We start from the raw sequence: 13209 nt of genomic DNA, 5'->3' as shown, positions 1-13209 counted from the left end.
GCCGCGGACCTGCCCTCAGGCGTCGACCTGCGCGGGAATGCCTTCGATCGGCATCTCGTCCGGCGATCGCGCCGGGAGGGAATCCGCCGCGGACGTAGAGGCTACGGCAGAACGGTCGTCGGGCGCATACTCGCCCTCCGCCCCCGACGGTGCGGCAGCCGACAATACAGCGCCCTGATCGCCCGGAATATTCCGTACCACGTGCGGGGTGAACCGCGCTGCCTCCGATCGTCGCTGGATCGTGGCGCTGCACCGGCCGAGGTCGGGTCCCACCGCGACGGCGCGCATCTCCAGATCACGACGTTCGCCGCCGTCCTTGCCCCGGTATTCGTGCGAGCGCAGCTGACCGTAGGCGATCACCGGGTCGCCCCGGCGCAGTGATCGGTCGACCCCGGCCACCAATCGCCGCCAGCAGCTGACGGTGAGATAGAGCGTGCCCGCATCCACCCATTCACCCGCGCTCGGATCGAACCGGCGTGCCGTGCTCGCCATCCGGAACGACACCACCTGTTCCCCGTTGGCCAGATCCCGCCGCACGGGATGGTTGACCACCGTGCCGATCACCGTCGCATTCGCCTCGTACATCGAAACCGCCCCCGCTCAGACATTCGGTGTTGTTGCTCTGACCATCCAAGAATGGCGCAGGCGAGCACCGCCGAGCCGGCACCGCCGACATCTGGGGACAACTTCTCGGGTTGTGGATATCCGCCGTGTCAGAGCATGGGCAGTTCGGTGTTCGCCCCGCACAACACCACGATCGGCCGCACGCCGGGCTCCGGTTTGTAGGCCCCGCTCTGCACCGCAGCCAGCGCTGACGCGCCCTCTAGTTCGACGACCACCCGGAATTCGCGCCACAGGTATTCGCGCGCACGGGTCACCGCGTCGTCGGCCACGCCGAGGGCTCGCATCTGCTGTCTGCTGGCGATGTCGTAGGCGATATCGCCGACCCGGGTCGCGCACATCGGTTCGTCGCCCGGGGACGGCGTGGCCACGTCGACCGGCCTGCCCGCCGCGAGCGCGGCCGACAGCGCGGGCGTGTGCTCGGATTCCACCCCGACGATCTGACGTCGCCTGCCGAGTGCGGCCCCGAGCCCGGCGATCAGCCCGCCGCATCCCACGGCGGCCAGCACCGGCGGCCGCCCACGCACCTGTTCCTCCAGCTCCAGACCGATGATGCCCGCACCCGCCACCACCGCGGGAATGTCGTCGGCGCGCAGGTGTCCGGCGCCGCGTTCGGCCGCCAGGGTCACCGCGTGGCGCTCGGCCTCGGCGAAGGTCGCACCGTGCCAGAGCACCTCGGCACCATGCGCCCACATGGCCGCGACCTTCGTGTGCGGTGCGGATTCGGGCACGACGACCGTGCATTCCTTACCGAGCTGCGCCGCTGCCAGCGCGAACGCGATCCCGGCATTGCCACCCGAGGCGACGACAACGTGCCCAGCCGACTCCTCGGCCAGCAGCGCGTTGAACGCGCCGCGCACCTTGAAGGTGCCGCCGTGCTGCAGGAACTCCATCTTCAACGACACCGGAACCGGTCCGTCGGGCCCGTCGACGCTGGTGTGGAACACCGGTGTCTTACGCACCCGCCCCGATAATCGGCGCCGAGCCGTCCGCACATCGGTCCGCAGCACACGCGGGATCCCGACCGGTCGACTCGTCTGGCTCGCCGGTATACCGCATTCGGTCACGGACGCACCTCGCGGTCGCGACGCGCGAGTTCGGCGTACATCGCGTTGTAGGCGTTGAGTTCGGCGTCGTTGTCGCGGTCGGCCGCGCGGTCGGTGCGCTTGGCGAGCCGCTGATCGCTGCGTGACCACTGGATCAGCAGCGCCAGCATCACCACGACCAGCGGCACCTCACCGCTTGCCCAGGCGAAGCTGCCACCGTTGCGCTGATCGGCGAGCAGATCGATATTCCAGCCCAGGTCGAGGGTGCGGTAGAACCAGCCACCGAGGACGGTCGTCATGCTCATCAGAGCGATACCGAAGAAGGCGTGGAACGGCAGGGTGCCGAACACCATGGCCAGCTTGGTCAACGGCGCCACCTCACGCGGTTTGGGATCGATGCCGATCACCACCCAGTAGAACAGATAACCGCTGATGAGGAAGTGCGCGTTCATCATCAGGTGCGCCGCGTGCGAATCGACGGTGGCGTCGAAGATCCCACCGAGGTAGAGCGCGTAGAACCCGGCCACGAAGATCACCGAGGCGACCACCGGCTGGGTGAGGAACCGCGAGACCGGGTTGTGCACGGCCGCGAGGATCCATTCGCGCGGACCGGGAATCCCGCCGCGACCGGCCGGCGTGAGCGCGCGCAGGGCGAGGGTCACCGCACCACCGAGGGCGAGCAGGATCGGCGCGAGCATCGACAACGCCATGTGCGCGCCCATGTGCACGCTGAACATGGCAGGCGCGTACCGGCCGACCCCCGAGGAGGTGGCGAGCAGCAGCACGAGGCACCCGCTGACCCAGGCGATGGTGCGGCCGAGCGGCCAGGCGTCGCCGCGCGCGCGCAGCCGGTGCACGCCGAGCAGGTACAGGGCGGCGAGCACGATGGCGAGGGTGCCGAAGATCAGGTCGAACCGCCAGTCGAACAGCAGCCTGCCGATGGTCGGCGGACCGTCGACGGTGTAGCCCAGTTCCACTTCCGTCGGCGTGGGGATGGCCGTCGGTGGCGGAGGTGGGGTGCGCCCGAGGCCGACCGCGAGGCCGATCGTGGCGGCGAAGATCAGCATCTCCACGCCGGCGAACCGGATCAGCGCCGCGCGATCGCGCGCGTCGGCGGCCAGCGCGGGCAGCGCGGCCCGTCGCTGCAGGAAGCCGAGGCCCGCGAGCAGCACGAGTGCCGCCGTTTTGGCGAGCACGAGCCTGCCGTACGTGGTGGTGAACAGCTCGGCGGCCGGCACCCGGACCCAGGCGTTGATCACACCGCTGAGCGCGATGACGACGATCGCGACGGTCGCGGCCAGCGAGAAACGACGGGCGGCGACATCGGTATCGGCGCCGCCGCGCATCGCGTGGGCGAGTACCGCGACCAGCCCACCGACCCACACCGCGGCCGAGATCATGTGCAGGATGAGCGAGTTGGTCGCCACGTCGTGCGAACCGCCCGAGGACGAGTGCCCGGTCAAAGCCAACGGCATCATGGTGCCGATCGCCAGCGCGAGCAGGATCGGCGTCCAACTCCAGCGCAAGGCCAGCCGACACCCGATCGCGAGAACGAGAGCGAGCACGGTCGTCGTTCGCCAGGCGCCCGCCACCTCGACCTGGGCGATCACCGGCCACAACACCTCGGGCCGCCAGATCGAACCCACCGGCTGACCCGTCGTATCCGACACCGTCAGTGGCACGAGCAACGCCGCGCACACCGCCCACACGATCGCCGCGTCCGAGGCCCGTCGCACCGCCCGGTACCCACCGGCCTCGAGCAACCCGCTGTCTTTCGGCGGCAGCAGGAACGCCGCGAACAGCAGGGAGCCCACCGTCACGGCGGCGGACAGGTCGGCGAGGGCCCGCAACGCGGGCAGCCCGTACGTGGTGAGCGCGCCGGGATCGGGGATCCCCAGCAGACTCAGCGCCTGCGCCGCCGACAACGCGACGACGATCGCCGCGACCGCCGCGGCCATCGCCCCGGCGATCACACCGAGCGCGCCGAACGCGCGCCCACCCGCCGAGGAACTGCTGCCCGTCGCGGCCGCCCGATCCGTCTCCGCCGGTCCAGCGCCGTCGCCGACGGTTCCGGCGGAGCGGTCTTGCGATAACGACATGTCAACGAGGGTAGTTCGACCTGCTCCCCCACACGCCCATGGGGCGTCGCTCCCGACCCCGCCCACCACCCGGTCGGTCGCTATACTTTTCGCGCTGGACACCGACGCCGACATCGACAAAGGTGAATGCGTCTGCCTCCGTAGCTCAGTTGGATAGAGCAAGGGCCTTCTAATCCCTAGGTCGCAGGTTCGATTCCTGCCGGGGGCGCATCATTTGCGCAGTTCAGGGGCGTTTTTGGGGAGCCTGTTCTCCAGAACGTTCCCTGAACCGCCTGCGATGACCGCGGATTCCTCGGGGACCCGCAGGCCGAGCGCCGTGAGTTGCGCCACGAACACCGAACTCCCCGGTACCCGGAGCCCGGTCGTGACGAACCGGCCTGCTCGAGACGCTCACCGCGGACGACCGATGCCTCGTACATCGCCCGACTTCGCGGCGCGTACGCCACTCACAAATCCGCCGATCATCTGTGGCGCCCAGGTCTTGCGTACCTTCGTTTGAAAGCGCACACTTACGCAAGTGGAGGCTTTCAAAGATGTGGATCTGGGGATCCTGGGCGATCCGACTCGCAAGGCGATCTTCGAGCGTCTCGCCCGGCGGCCGTCGTCGGTGGGCGAGCTCGCCGAGTCGCTGCCGGTCACCCGTCAAGCGGTGTCGCAGCACCTGCGTGTCCTGAAAGAAGGCGGTCTGGTCGTGGCGACCCCCGAGGGCACCAAACGCATATACCGCATCAATCCCGACGGCCTCGCCGCGATCCAGGCCTACTTCCAGAACATCTGGGACCAGGCTTTGACCGCTTTTCAGAAGGCCGCCGACGCGGCCGCCACCGATTTCGAACAGGAGAATCGACCATGACCACTGGACAACGGCCTGTCCTGGAAGGCAAAGCCACCGTCGCGATGAGCCCGGAGCGGGCGTTCGCGTTCTTCACCGAATCATTCGGCAGCTGGTGGCCCGCGGCCTACCACATCGGCAAAAGCGAGATGGCCGATGCGATCCTGGAGCCCGGCGAGGGCGGACGCTGGTACGAACGCGGCGTCGACGACACCGAATGCGACTGGGGCCGAGTACTGGTCTGGGAACCACCGCACCGGCTCGTGGTGACATGGCAGATCAACGGCCACTGGGAATTCGACCCCGACCCGTCCCACGCCAGCGAGATCGAAGTCCGCTTCACCGCCGAAGGACCCGGGCAAACCGCTGTCACCCTCGAACACCGCCACCTCGACCGCCTCGTCGACGGCAAAGCCATCCAGGACACGATCGTCGAACGCGGTGGCGGATGGAGCACCCTGCTGGAACTGTTCGCCGAGACCGCGCAATCCTCCTGACACGGAACCCCTTACATGACCACGGCCAACGCCTGCTCGACGGCGTCGATGCCATGGCGGTGATCACGCGCGGGCCGAGCCGACGTTGCCTGAGCGATCTCGCGCCTCGGCCCACGGGCGAAACGTGCAATCGGGTTGCGCGCGTTGGGTTTTTGCGGCATTCTTACAGGCAGGTGAGCCGGGAAGTCTGGTCGGCATCCCGAATTCGTGCGAATTCGGGATTCGTTCGACGTGGGGAGAATTCCGTGCACACCATCTGGTCTGTTTTTCATCGATACGGCGACTCTCATGTGGCGGAAATGCCCATGACGACCTCGCCGCCGCGTGGGTGAGTTCTTCACCGCGATCCTGACCTTTCCGACTGCGCTGTTCACGTTCGCGCTGTTCGTCGTCGTCGCCTTCTGGCTGCTCGTGCTCGTCGGCGGCACCGAGACCGAACTCCTCGACGGATCCGAGTCCTCTTTTGTGACAACGGGTTCGGACTCGCTCGGGTTGGGAGGGGTTCCGGTAACGGTCGCTGTGACCGGTCTGGTGACGCTGTCGTGGTTCACCAGCCTTGTCGCGATGGTCGGGGTCGGAGCGGTCGGCCTGTCCGGGGTGGCCGCGGTGCTCGCCGGATTCCCGGTGCTGATCGTCGCGGTCGTCACCGCGATCGCGGGCACCCGGCTCGTGGTGATTCCGTTGCGGCGGTTCTTCCGCGACAGCGCGCAGCCGACCCGGCAGGGCTTCATCGGCCGGATATGCGTGGTGCGCACCGGTCACGTCGATACCGGCTTCGGTCAGGCCGAACTCACATCCGCCGACGGTTCGTCGGCGATCATCCAGGTCCGCCAGAGCGCAGTGCATGCGCGGACCGCTCCCCTGTCCCAAGGGGATTCCGCTGTCGTCTTCGAATACGACCCGGCCACAGACACGTTCTGGGTGGCCGCACTGGAGGGGAACTGATGTCTACCATCGCTATCGGATTCGGCGTGCTGATCGCCGTCCTGCTGCTCGTCGCACTCGCTGTGTTGTTCCTGGTGAGCCGGTTGTTCAAGAAGGTGAGTCAGGGTCGGGCGCTGATCATCTCGAAGATGCGCAAGGTCGACGTCACCTTCACGGGTGCGGTCGTCCTGCCGGTACTGCACAAGGCCGAGATCATGGATATCTCGGTGAAGACCATCGAAATCGCGCGGGTGGGCCGGGACGGGCTGATCTGCCGCGACAATATCCGCGCCGACATCCGCATCACGTTCTTCGTGCGGGTCAACAAGACGGTGGAGGATGTCATCAAGGTCGCTCAGGCCATCGGTACGGCGCGGGCCAGCGACCAAACGACGCTGCAGGAATTGTTCAGCGCCAAGTTCTCCGAGGCGCTCAAGACCGTCGGCAAACACCTGGACTTCACCGACCTCTACACCCAGCGCAACGAGTTCCGCGACCGGATCATGGCCGTGATCGGCACCGATCTCAACGGGTACAGCCTCGAGGACGCCGCGATCGACTACCTCGAGCAGACACCGCTGATCCAGCTCGACAGCCAGAACATCCTCGACGCTCAGGGCATTCGCAAGATCACCGAGCTCACCGCGATCGAGCATGTGCGCACCAACGAGTTCCGCAGGCACGAGGAGAAGGAGATCACCCGGCAGAACGTGGAAGCGCGGGAAGCCGTGCTCGAGCTCGAGCGGCAGCAGGCCGATGCCGAGAACAAGCAGCGGCGTGAGGTCGAAACACTTAGGGCGCGTGAGGAAGCCGAAATTCTGCGGGTGCAGGCCGAGGAGCGGCTCAAGGCGCATGCCGCGGCGATGCGTACCGACGAGGCGCTCGGGATCCAGGCCCAGAACAAGGATCGTGAGATCGCTGTCGCGGAGAAGAACCGGGAACGGGTGATCGCGATCGAGTCCGAGCGCATCGAGAAGGACCGCCAGCTGGAGGTGGCGGACCGCGACCGGGCGGTCTCGCTGGCTCAGATCGCCAACGAGCGGGAGCTCGAGACCGAGCGTCGCACTGTCGCCGAGGTGGTGCGGGAGCGCGTCGCGGTCGACCGGACCGTCGCCGAGCAGGAAGAGAAGATCAAGGGGCTGCGTGCGGTGGAAGCCGCGGAACGGGAACGGCAGTCGATCATCATTCGCGCCGAGGCCGAGGCGCAGGAGCACCTGGTCAAGGACATCAAGGCCGCCGAAGCCGCCGAAGCCGCGGCGAAGTTCCGGGCCAAGGAGTCGATGACGCTGGCCGAAGCCGAGGTCGCGGCGGCGGAACTGCAGGCCAAGGCCAAGATCCGGCTCGCCGAAGCGACACAGGCCGAAACCGCGGCACCCGGCTTGGGTCAGGCGCTCGTCCGGGAACGCGAAGCGGACGCCATCGAGAAGGTCGGCCGCGCCGAGGCCGCCGTGCTGCGGGAACGCAACACCGTGGAGGCTGAGGGCCTGCGCGACAAGCTCAAGGGCGAAGCGGAGGGTCTGCACGAGAAGGCCGCCGCGATGGCGGTTCTCGACGACGCGACCCGCGAGCACGAAGAGTTCCGGTTGCGGCTCGAACTGCAGAAGGAAGTGGAGCTGGCGACCGTGCAGGCGCATCGGGACGTGGCACAGGCACAGGCCGATGTGCTGTCCACCGGTTTGCAGAACGCCAAGATCGATATCGTCGGCGGGGAGTCGATGTTCCTCGACCGCCTCGTCGGGTCGATCGGGCTCGGCAAGGGCATGGACCGGTTGCTGCACTCCGACACCGGCGCAGCGGCCTCGGCCGTAGTCGGATCGCTGCTCGCACGCAACGGTTCTGAACCGGACAAGGACGCCGCCGCTCTCGACCTCCTGCTGGACAAGTGAGCGCGCCGCAGACGCGGCACCGGGATACCACGGTCGGGACCGATACCACGGTCCCGACCACGGGTGCCGCCCTCGACGGCGGCACCTACGAGGTGCTGCGTACCCGACTGCGCGAGCAGGCGGCCGAATTGGCCGCACGCTGTGAAGAACTCAACAACCGCAGGATCGAGAACTTCGGCGGCATCGAGCTGGCACTGACCGGTACCGAACACATCCGCACCGACCACAACTGCGTTCCTCGCGACATCGTCGCCGTGGGCGACGGCCGAATGCTGTTCGGCTACAACGTCTTCCTAGGGCTCAAACCACAGACCGAAGTCGACGACGTCTTCGCCGCGCACCGCTTCCACCACGACGGTACCGAATTCGCTTTCAACACAGCTGAATCGACGGGCTTGCTCGACGACCCGCGGTTTCGGCGCGACTTCGCCGAACTGTACCGGTACTACACCCAGACCCGGCTGCTGCAATTGCGCCGGATCGACGGGCGGATACTCGCGGTCTTCCAGACCGGGCAGCGCACCGACGACATCAAGGTGCTGCGTTGGCGCGTCGCGGCTACCGGCGAAGTCGGCTATCTCGACAATCGCGGCGAGCGCGACCATGTGTTCCCGCCCCCGCACGAGTTCACCTGGGTCGAGACAACCCGCGACGATCAGGTGCCCGGACGTCACCCGCACCTGTCCGTCCTCGGCAAGGTGTTCGTCGAGACGCTCGGCGGCACACTCACCGTCAAGGTGGAGAACAACACCGAGACCGGATCCGGGATCTACTCCGAGCCGGTCGACGAACCCCTGCAGAGCCTCGCCGACGCCGACGTGCACTACGCCGAGGTCGGTGCGCTGATCCTGCTTCGCATCCGGCCCTACAACGAAACAGTGTGGCGACACCTGGTTTTCAATACGCGCACCCGCACCGTAGTGCGCCTCGACGGCATCGGTTTGTCGTGTCGCCTACTGCCCGAGGACCAGGGCATCGTCTTCCCTGGCGGCTACTACCTGGAAACCGGCGTCCACAAGGTCTTCGACACCGCCGTCACCGACCTCGAATACGAACGCACCGTTCGCGCCGCCAACGGTGAGGATGTGCTCTACGTCTTCCACGCACGCTCGGAGGGTCGCTCACTCCTGCTGCCCTACAACCTGATCCGCAAACAGGTCACCACGCCGATCTCCTGCCACGGATACTCTCTGTTCGACGACGGCACCATGGTGGTCTTCCGCGCGATCTCGGAAGAACCGACGCGCGTGCACACGATGCAGATCTGGCAGACACCGTTCGTCGCGGACACCCACGCCACCCACGCACCGACCGGCGACACGGCGTTGTCGCGGATCGGGAACGCCGAACTGGTGCGCGGTATCTCGGACTGCCTGTCGGTGACCAGGATGGTCGCCGACATGGCGTCGACGACCGACGTGTTCGAGGCCGTCATCGCCGCCTGCGTCCGGACCGCGGACCACCACCATTGGCTCACCGATCCGGAGTTCGGCGGACTGGCCGAGTCGCTGTCCGCCGTCCGGGCCACCGCCGACCAGGTCGTCGAGGAATTCGCGAAGGTCGAAGCCAGGACCGCGCAGGCCGCGGCGGCGGTGCACGAGGCGGGCGAGCAGGTCGCCACCCTTGTCCGCACCGGCGGTGGGCACAGCACCGCGCGAGGCTGGGTCGAGGAGCTCACGGCCCTGCGTCGCGCGGCGGGACAGGTCGAGACATTGCGCGAGTTGCGCTATGTGGACCTCGACCGCGTCGACGAGCTGGCCGCGACGGTCGCGGCCGCGCTCGACGACGCCAGTCTTCGTTGTGTCCAATTTCTCAGCACCGCTGATGCTTTCGACGACTACGCCACTTCCATCGCGCAGGTCACCCAGCAGGCCGCCGAGATCGGCACCGTGGCCGAAGTCGCTCCGATCCAGGACTGGCTGGCCGAGCAGACCGATGGTCTGCAGACCGTCATCGAGGTCGTCACCGGCCTCGAGATCGGTGACGCGACCCTGCGGACCGGCATTCTCGAGCGCGTCGCCACGACACTGGCCTCGGCCAACCGGGCCCGCGCCACCGTGACGGCGCGACGCACGGAGCTGGCCGCGTCCGAGGGACGCGCCGAGTTCGCCGCCGAGTACGCGCTACTCGGACAGGCGGTCAGCGGCGCGCTCGCCGCGACCGACAGTCCGGAGGCCTGCGACCACCAGGTGTCGACGCTGCTGTCGCGGATCGAAGGACTGGAAACGCGCTTCGGAGCGATCGACGATTTCGCCGAACGGATCGCGAGCAGCCGTGACGACATCTACGAAGCCTTCGCCGCCCGCAAACAGCACCTTCTCGACGACCGAGCGCAGCGCGCCCGTCGACTCCTCGACTCCGCGCGGCGGATGCTGTCGACCATCGAACGACGCAGCCGGACTCTGTCCTCGACGGACGAGGTCAACGGCTATTTCGCCGCCGATCCGATGGTGCTGCGGCTGCGCACGGCGATCAGCGACTTGCGCACTGCCGGTGAGGTGGTCGCCGCGGAAGAACTCGACGGCCGGATCAAGACGGCGCGACAGGAAGCCGGTCGGGTGCTGCGCGACCGGCACGACCTCTATTCCGACGGCGGTCGGACGATCCGCCTCGGCAGGCATCGGTTCGCGGTCACCACCGCCGAACCCGAGCTCGCGCTGGTCCCGCACGGTGACTCGCTGGTCTTCGCCGTCAACGGCACCGACTACCGGGAGCCGCTGTCCGCGGGTGAATTCGGGCCGGACGCCGCGGGTCTGTGGTCACAGCTGCTGGTGTCGGAGAACGCACAGATGTATCGGGGCGAGTTCCTCGCGACCTCGATCCTGGCCGACGTGGAGGGAGCGCCGGCCGGGCTCGAGCGGCTACACGACGCGGCGGCGGGGGGCACCCTCGACGCGCTCGTGCGTGCGGTGGCGCGGCAACGCTATGACGAGGGGTACCAGCTCGGTGTGCACGATCACGACGCCACACTGATCCTGGACGCGCTGCTGCGGATGCGTGCGGGCGCGGGTCTGTTGCATTACCGTCCCGTCGACCGGGCCGCGGCGCAGTTGTGGTGGCAGTTCGGCGGCCCCGACTGGCAACCACACGATCCGCAGGCACACGCGAGCTGGACAACTCGCATCCGCTCGACTGCACGCGCCGCCGAGTACTTCGCGGACCCGCGCGCACGAGCCGACACGATCGAGGAATTGTCCTGTGCCGTCGGCGAATTCGTGGAGCGACTCGCACTGGTCGACGTCGACCCGTCGCTGGCGGCCGGCTACCTGTTCCAGGAAATCGCCCAGACCCCCGCCTGCTTCGTCACCGCCGCTCCCGCGCGACATTTCTGTGCCCGATTCCGGAATCATCTCGATGCCGCCCATCCCACTGCCTACGCGGACCTACGTCGCGATATCGCGTCCTTCGACGACGACCTGCCGCGCAGATACCACCTCGTCCGCACCTGGCTGCGGGCGTTCGCCGAAAGTCGCGGCGACACAGTGCTGTTCGAGTATCTGGACGAAGCTGTCGCGATCGAGCTCGGGGGCGACGACATGCACCGCTACGACCACGAAGCCGAGCTGACCACCAGCGTCGACGGACTGCTGGGCGAACACCCCACCCTCACCGGAGGATCACTACCGGTGCGGCTCGCCGAACTGACCGCGCGGGCGCACCGTTTCCGCATCGAGACGGTCCCCGCCTTCCGCGAGCACCTGCGACGACGCGACGCGCTGCTCGCCGCCCAGCGACAGCGGTTGCGCCTCGACGACTACAAACCGGCCGTGCTGAGCGGGTTCGTGCGCAACCGTTTGCTCGACGAGGTCTATCTGCCGTTGATCGGCGACAACCTGGCCCGCCAGCTCGGCACCCCGGCCGAGGCGGGTGGCGCGGTCCAGTCCGGGCTGCTGCTGCTCATCTCGCCGCCCGGCTACGGCAAGACCACGCTGATGGAGTACGTCGCCGCACGACTCGGCCTGATCTTCGTCAAGGTCGACGGGCCGGCCCTGGGTCATGCGGTGCGATCGCTCGATCCTGCGGCCGCCCCGAACGCCACCGCCCGGCGTGAGGTCGAGAAGATCGACTTCGCCCTCGAACTCGGCAACAACGTGCTGCTCTACCTGGACGATATCCAGCACACCTCGCCCGAACTCCTGCAGAAGTTCATTTCCCTCTGCGATGCCCAACGGCGCATGGAAGGCGTGTGGAACGGGGAGGCACGCACCTACGATCTGCGCGGCAAACGGTTCGCGGTCTGCATGGCCGGTAACCCCTACACCGAACAGGGCAAACGCTTCCGCGTTCCGGACATGCTCGCCAACCGTGCCGATGTCTGGAACCTCGGCGAGGTGCTGTCGGGCCGCGACGACCTGTTCGCGCTCAGCTACGTCGAGAACGCGCTCACGACCAATCCCGTCCTCGCGCCGCTGGCCGCGCGCGAACGCACCGATCTCGAACTGCTCCTGCGTCTGGCCTCCGGTGACGACACCGCGCGGACCGACCAGCTCACCCACCCATACTCGCCCGCCGAACTGGCCGACATCCGTTCGGTGCTGCGCAAAGTACTACACGTGCGCGAGGTCGTCCTGGCCGTCAACCGGGCCTACATCGCCTCGGCCGCCACCACCGACACCGCCCGCACCGAGCCGCCGTTCCAGCTACAGGGCTCCTACCGCGATATGAACGGACTCACCAGCCGCATCGTCTCGGTGATGAACGACGAAGAACTCGAGACCCTGATCGACGACCACTACCGCGGCGAGGCCCAAACCCTCGCCGCGGGTGCGGAGGCCAACCTGCTCAAACTGGCCGAACTCCGCGGTCGCGTCACACCCGAGCAAGCCGTTCGATGGGAGCAGGTCAAGTCCGCCTACGTTCGCGAACTGGCACTCGGTGGCAGCGACGACGACCCCCTCGTACGGGCTGTCGGTGGCCTCGGCCTGTTGGCCGACCGCCTCGGCGCCGTGGAAACCGCCATCCGGGGAATCGCGGACAGCCAGCCGACGGGCAACCACGCAGCCCCCCGATCCTGGCACCGATCGTGATCGCCCTCGCTCGATCCGGATCGGTCGGTGATGGCGGACACTCGCGACCGCTGCCGGGGTGGCTGTCGTGCGTCTCGCCGGTATGCCCCGGTTTGCGGTGGCAGCGGCTCTTGCGGCATCTTTACGGGTAGGTGCGCCGGGAAGTCTGGTCGGCAACCCGGTTCGAGCTCCGTCGAGTCGGGTTCGATCAGCGACGGGTAATGGTCTTGCTACGACTGCGCACCACGCACAACACCTCCGCACAGGTCATCGGCCACGGGTTTCCGGTAGGCGACCG

8 protein-coding genes and 1 tRNA gene are annotated in these 13209 nt (G+C 67.6%); 6 read left to right on the top strand and 3 right to left on the bottom strand.

The features are described 5' to 3' along the window. Window positions 1–15: 15 nt before the first annotated feature. The 3 genes from AB0I19_RS17190 to AB0I19_RS17180 all read right to left on the bottom strand — a co-directional run bounded on the left by AB0I19_RS17190 (window position 16) and on the right by AB0I19_RS17180 (window position 3766). On the bottom strand, window positions 16–585 hold the full coding sequence (locus AB0I19_RS17190) for a single-stranded DNA-binding protein (RefSeq protein ID WP_357149739.1): 570 nt from the start codon (window positions 583–585) through the stop codon (window positions 16–18). Window positions 586–713: 128 nt separating this feature from the next. After that, on the bottom strand, window positions 714–1616 hold the full coding sequence (locus tag AB0I19_RS17185) for a serine/threonine dehydratase (RefSeq protein ID WP_357150154.1): 903 nt from the start codon (window positions 1614–1616) through the stop codon (window positions 714–716). A gap of 68 nt (window positions 1617–1684) precedes the next feature. Continuing rightward, window positions 1685–3766, bottom strand: a complete 2082-nt coding sequence (locus AB0I19_RS17180) for a cytochrome c oxidase assembly protein (RefSeq protein WP_357149737.1) — start codon at window positions 3764–3766, stop codon at window positions 1685–1687. A 134-nt stretch (window positions 3767–3900) separates the two neighbouring features. On the opposite strand from AB0I19_RS17180, the gene AB0I19_RS17175 reads away from it, so the two are divergent. From AB0I19_RS17175 to AB0I19_RS17150, 6 genes are all read left to right on the top strand, one after another. Further along, window positions 3901–3974, top strand: a tRNA-Arg gene (locus AB0I19_RS17175). A gap of 309 nt (window positions 3975–4283) precedes the next feature. Beyond that, window positions 4284–4619: a metalloregulator ArsR/SmtB family transcription factor gene (locus tag AB0I19_RS17170; RefSeq protein ID WP_357149734.1), complete on the top strand. Its 336-nt coding sequence runs from the start codon at window positions 4284–4286 to the stop codon at window positions 4617–4619. Next, window positions 4616–5095 (top strand): SRPBCC family protein, encoded by a 480-nt coding sequence (locus tag AB0I19_RS17165; protein ID WP_357149731.1) that lies wholly within the window; start codon window positions 4616–4618, stop codon window positions 5093–5095. Before AB0I19_RS17170 ends, AB0I19_RS17165 begins: the two co-directional genes overlap by 4 nt. A gap of 324 nt (window positions 5096–5419) precedes the next feature. After that, window positions 5420–6040, top strand: coding sequence for a hypothetical protein (locus AB0I19_RS17160; RefSeq protein ID WP_357149728.1), 621 nt, complete (start codon window positions 5420–5422; stop codon window positions 6038–6040). Next, window positions 6040–7905, top strand: coding sequence for a flotillin family protein (locus tag AB0I19_RS17155; RefSeq protein WP_357149725.1), 1866 nt, complete (start codon window positions 6040–6042; stop codon window positions 7903–7905). The genes AB0I19_RS17160 and AB0I19_RS17155 overlap by 1 nt, the downstream gene beginning before the upstream one ends. Further along, window positions 7902–12932, top strand: coding sequence for a DNA repair ATPase (locus AB0I19_RS17150; RefSeq protein ID WP_357149722.1), 5031 nt, complete (start codon window positions 7902–7904; stop codon window positions 12930–12932). The genes AB0I19_RS17155 and AB0I19_RS17150 overlap by 4 nt, the downstream gene beginning before the upstream one ends. Window positions 12933–13209 lie beyond the last annotated feature (277 nt).

Origin of the sequence: Nocardia sp. NPDC050413 (genome assembly GCF_040655475.1) — a bacterium.
GTDB classification, from domain to species: Bacteria; Actinomycetota; Actinomycetes; order Mycobacteriales; family Mycobacteriaceae; genus Nocardia; species Nocardia coubleae.
The sequence above is the reverse complement of the archived record's forward strand: the minus strand, read 5'-3'. Positions and strand labels throughout refer to the sequence as shown.

What these genes read in the sequence shown, in the direction of transcription:
- AB0I19_RS17190 (WP_357149739.1), bottom strand. Translation starts at nt 585, where the DNA reads ATGTACGAGGCGAATGCGACGGTGATCGGCACGGTGGTCAACCATCCC.
- AB0I19_RS17180 (WP_357149737.1), bottom strand. Translation starts at nt 3,766, where the DNA reads ATGTCGTTATCGCAAGACCGCTCCGCCGGAACCGTCGGCGACGGCGCT.
- AB0I19_RS17165 (WP_357149731.1), top strand. Translation starts at nt 4,616, where the DNA reads ATGACCACTGGACAACGGCCTGTCCTGGAAGGCAAAGCCACCGTCGCG.
- AB0I19_RS17155 (WP_357149725.1), top strand. Translation starts at nt 6,040, where the DNA reads ATGTCTACCATCGCTATCGGATTCGGCGTGCTGATCGCCGTCCTGCTG.